Annotated in this window: 4 protein-coding genes; 3 read left to right on the top strand and 1 reads right to left on the bottom strand. The window is 70.9% G+C overall.

What is annotated here, in order from left to right:
- A partial coding sequence (gene purL, locus QZ483_RS12860) for a phosphoribosylformylglycinamidine synthase subunit PurL (protein WP_297084636.1) occupies window positions 1-1960 on the bottom strand: 1960 nt, incomplete at its 3' end.
- 266 nt (window positions 1961-2226) lie between these two features.
- Between purL and QZ483_RS12855 the strand changes: the two genes are divergently transcribed.
- The 3 genes from QZ483_RS12855 to QZ483_RS12845 all read left to right on the top strand — a co-directional run.
- Window positions 2227-3111, top strand: a complete 885-nt coding sequence (locus QZ483_RS12855) for a BTAD domain-containing putative transcriptional regulator (protein WP_297084634.1) — start codon at window positions 2227-2229, stop codon at window positions 3109-3111.
- Between the two features lie 287 nt (window positions 3112-3398).
- Window positions 3399-3938: a Pvc16 family protein gene (locus QZ483_RS12850; RefSeq protein WP_297084632.1), complete on the top strand. Its 540-nt coding sequence runs from the start codon at window positions 3399-3401 to the stop codon at window positions 3936-3938.
- Window positions 3935-4392, top strand: a 458-nt coding sequence (locus QZ483_RS12845) for a hypothetical protein (protein ID WP_297084629.1), incomplete at its 3' end; no start/stop codon positions are given. The genes QZ483_RS12850 and QZ483_RS12845, both read left to right, overlap by 4 nt.

Below are 4392 nucleotides of genomic sequence, written 5' to 3'. Positions count from 1 at the left end.
GCCCGTCGCGGCTCGCGGAGACCATGACCTCCGCGAGCACCTTCTCCGCCTCGATGTCGGTCGCCGGCGGGCGACCGCCCAGGTGGCCCGACAGCTCCGCGTAGCGCGAGCCGTCGAGGTCCGCTCCGGTGGTGCCCAGCAGGTAGAGCAGCTGGCCGCCCTTGCGCCAGCCGCTGGGCGTCGCGCGCTCGACGGTGTCGAGGATGCCCAGCATGCCCACGATTGCGGTGGGGTTGATCGAGCTGTCGGTGCGGCCGGGCTCGCCGGTGCCGTTGTAGAGCGAGACGTTGCCGCCGGTGACCGGTACGCCCAGCTCCTGGCAGACGTCCGCGAGTCCGCGGATCGCCTCGACGAACTGCCACATGGCATCCGGGTCCTCGGGTGAGCCGAAGTTGAGGCCATCGGTGATCGCGGTGGGGACCGCTCCGGCGATCGCGACCGCACGGTAGGCGGCGACCACGGACTGGCGCGCGCCCTCGTACGGGTCGAGCTTGGTGTAGCGGTCGTTCGAGCGCGTGGCGATCGCGACGCCGCGGCCGGTGGCCTCGTCGACGCGGATCACGCCCACGGTGTCGGGGCGCGCCAGCGCCGTGTTGCCCTGAACATAGCGATCGTACTGACTCGTGATCCACGAGCGGTCCGCGAGGTTGGGCGAGGACATCAGTGCGAGGACCGAGCCGCGCAGTGCGGAACCGTCGCCGGGAAGCTCAGCCGAGAACGCATCGGCCTGCAGTCCGTCCATCCACGCGGGGCGCGCGTACGGGCGGTCATACGTGGGGCCTTCGTGGGCGACCGTGCGCGGGTCCACGTCCACGATGCGCACACCGTGGTGGTCGATCGTGAGGCGGCCGGAGTCGTTGACCTCGCCCACCACGGAGGACTCGACGTCCCACTTGGCGGCGATCTCCATGAACTGGTCGAGCTTGTCCGGCGTGACCACGGCCATCATGCGCTCCTGCGACTCCGACATGAGGATCTCGCCGGCGTTCAACGTCGGGTCGCGCAGCAGGACGTCGTCGAGCCACACGTGCATGCCGCCCGAGCCGTTGGACGCCAGCTCCGAGGTCGCGCACGAGATGCCCGCGGCGCCCAGGTCCTGGATGCCCTGCACCACGTCCGCGCGGAACAGCTCGAGGCAGCACTCGATGAGCACCTTCTCCATGAAGGGGTCGCCCACCTGGACGCTCGGGCGCTTGGCGGGCACGCCGTCCTCGAAGGTCTCGGACGCCAGGATGGACGCGCCGCCGATCCCGTCGCCGCCGGTGCGCGCGCCGAACAGCACCACCTTGTTGCCCACGCCCTCGGCGGACGCGAGGTGGATGTCCTCGTGCTTCATGACGCCCACGCACAGCGCGTTGACGAGCGGATTGCCCTGGAAGCTGGAGTCGAACAGGCTGCCGCCGCCAATATTGGGAAGCCCCAACGAGTTCCCGTAGGAGCCCACGCCGTCCACGACGCCGTGCACCACACGGGCGGTGTCGGGGTGGTCGATCGCGCCGAAGCGCAGCTCGTCCATGCCGGCCACCGGGCGCGCGCCCATCGCGAGGATGTCACGCACGATGCCGCCCACGCCCGTGGCCGCGCCCTGCATGGGCTCCACGTAGGACGGGTGGTTGTGCGACTCGACCTTGAAGGTCACGGCCCAGCCGTCGCCGATGTCCACGACGCCGGCGTTCTCGCCCATGCCCACCATGAGCCGCGTCTTCATCTCCGGAGTAGTCTTCTCGCCGAACTGCTTGAGGTGGATCTTCGACGACTTGTACGAGCAGTGCTCGGACCACATGACGGAGTACATCGCGAGCTCCGCGGCGGTGGGGCGGCGCTCGAGCAAGTCGACGATGCGCTGGTACTCGTCGGGCTTGAGGCCCAGCTCCGCGAACGGCATCTCCTGGTCGGGAGTCGCGGCGGCGTTGTCCACCGTGTCGAGGTGCTGATCGGCGGGCGCGGCGGCGTCGGTCATGTCATCCCTTGTGTCACGTGAGAGCGGGCGCGGCCGGTGGCCGCGCGTCTGCGCTCAAGCCTACCCGCGCGGCAGGAGGGCCGATGCGGTGGCCGGCCCGCGCATCGTCCCTCCCCTTTCGGCGGGTCCGTGCCGGACGCACGGCCGATCCGCCGGCGCAGTCGGGGCTCCTGCTGTCCCTGCGTTCGCGCCGAGATGCGGCGCCCCATCCTGCACGCATGTCCGAATTGTCATAGATTCGAAGTCCGGTGGCAACGGAGCACGACTTGGGGGGAAGGGTGGGGCCCGAGCGCCTGACTATCCAGTTGCTGGGAACGCCGAGGGTCGCGGTCGGCGCGCGTCCGCTTGCACTCTCGCCCGGCGCCTCCCTGCTGTGCGCGTATCTCGCCCTGGCACCTCGTGAGGGCCGGTCGCGCGCCATCGCCGCGTCTCAGTTGTTCGACGACTGCCCCGAGTCCACTGCGCGGCGTCGGCTGTCGACGGCACTGTGGCGCCTCAGGACCGAGGTGCGCGCTCTCGCGGGGGTGGACATCGTCGAGGCGCACGGGAACCAAAGCGTGGGACTGAGCCGAGACGCGGCACTGTCGGTCGACACCGACGAGTTCGAGGCGCTGGTGGGTCCCGTGGTCGCTCAGCCCGCGTCGGAGTTGAGCAAGGCGGATGCCGAGCGCCTTGCGCGGGCCGTCACGCTGCACCGCGGCCAGCTGGTGGAACCGTGCCACGACGCGTGGGTTCTCACTGAGCGCCAGCGCATCGAGGACCTCTATCTCACTGCCCTCGACTACCTGGTGCAGTACTACGGGGCCCGGGCGGAGGCGGGAGCCGCGGCAAAGTTCGGCGACCTCGCGCTGGGCCTCGAACCGCTGCGCGAGGATGTCCACCGCCATCTCATGGCAGCCTTCGCGACGGCCGAACGCCCCGACCTCGTCGACGCCCAGTTCGAGCGTTGCCGTCGGGTGCTGCTGGACGAGCTGGGCGCGGAGCCAATGCCGGAGACCGTCGCGCTCTATGCCCGCCTGACGCGCGGGGACCGGCACGCGCCATCGAGCGCGGACGCTCTGGTGAAGGACCTGGAGCAGGCCAGGCGGGAGATCTCGCGCCTGAGCAGCATCGTGGATCGCGCTTTGGAGAGGCTCGGCCGCATGTCGTGACATCCCGGTGACGGCCCCGTGAGAGGACCGTGACGCCCACCGACCACCGTGGGAGCGAGCAGAAGGGTCGCTTCAGTGGCGGTGAGAGCGTGGAAGCACAGGTTTCTCCTGGATGTGTGGGCCGAGCCCCGCGAGATTCCGCACCTGCCCGCGATCGTGAGAGCGCGGGTGCGTGACATGGGTGACGACACCGAGACCTACGTGGGTTCGCTCGCCGAGATCGAGCAGCTGGTCGAGACCCGGCTCGACGAGGCCGGCATCGAGCCGCGCGTGTGGGAGCGCGAGCAATGATTCGCGCGGTGTCCGACGCCCTCGTGGGGCTCATCACGCAGGAGACGCCCGACCTCGCCGACTGGGTGGTGCTGAGCTCCCTGTCCAAGGCCGACGTGGACCCGCCCAAGAACCGCCTCGCGGTCGCCCTGTACGCCGTGGAGGAGCACCCGCACCTCGTGAACCGCCCGCTCGTGCGCGGCAGCGCCGGCTACGTGCGGGCGCCGCTATCGCTGCGGCTCAAGTACCTCATGAGCTACACGGGCGACCACGACGAGGCCCAGCAGCGGCTCGCGCGCGTCATCGAGGTGCTGCACACCACGCCGATCCTGCGCTCGGCCGAGCTCGGCCCCGACCTCGCCGCCAAGGTGGACTCCGTGACGCTGCGCCTGACCACGACCACGGCCGACGAGCGTCACCAGATCTGGGGCGCGCTCGGGCGGAATGCGCGGCTGTCGCTGTACTACGACGCCGACGTCGCCCCCGTCGAGATCCTCGAGCGGGACGGCGCGGGCGAGGTGCTGGCCCACCAGATCGACTACGTGGGCACGTCATGACCGTGACCTACGGCCAGACGACGGTGCGCCTGGCGCACCGCGTCCGCCTGCGCCACGCTGTCACCGGCGCCACGATCACCGCGGTCGACGCCGCGCTGCCGGCGAGGCCCGAGGGCTGGACCTGCCGAGTTCGCGACGGCGAAGCCATCGTCACGGTCCGCGACCACTCGCCCACTCCCGACGCCCCCGTCGAGGTTCTGCTCACCGTCACCGACGGCCGACTCAAGGACCTGCTCACACTGCCCGCGCCCGCGCCCGGAGATCCGCCGATGACCGTGCGGGTGGCGCTCGCGGCGGAGGTCGCGGCGGTGGACGTCCCACCCGCGCCGCTCACCCTCGTGGTCGACCTCGTCGAGCGCCCGTCGGGCGACCCCGCGACAGGCCGCACTCTCGGGGTGCGCGCATCCTCCGGGCCCGACCCCAAGCCCACCATCGCCCTCACGGAGTCCGCTCC

It is taken from the genome of uncultured Demequina sp. (assembly GCF_913055775.1).
GTDB lineage: Bacteria > Actinomycetota > Actinomycetes > Actinomycetales > Demequinaceae > Demequina.
Note: the sequence above shows the minus strand (reverse complement) of the source record. Positions and strands in the feature narration are given on the sequence as shown.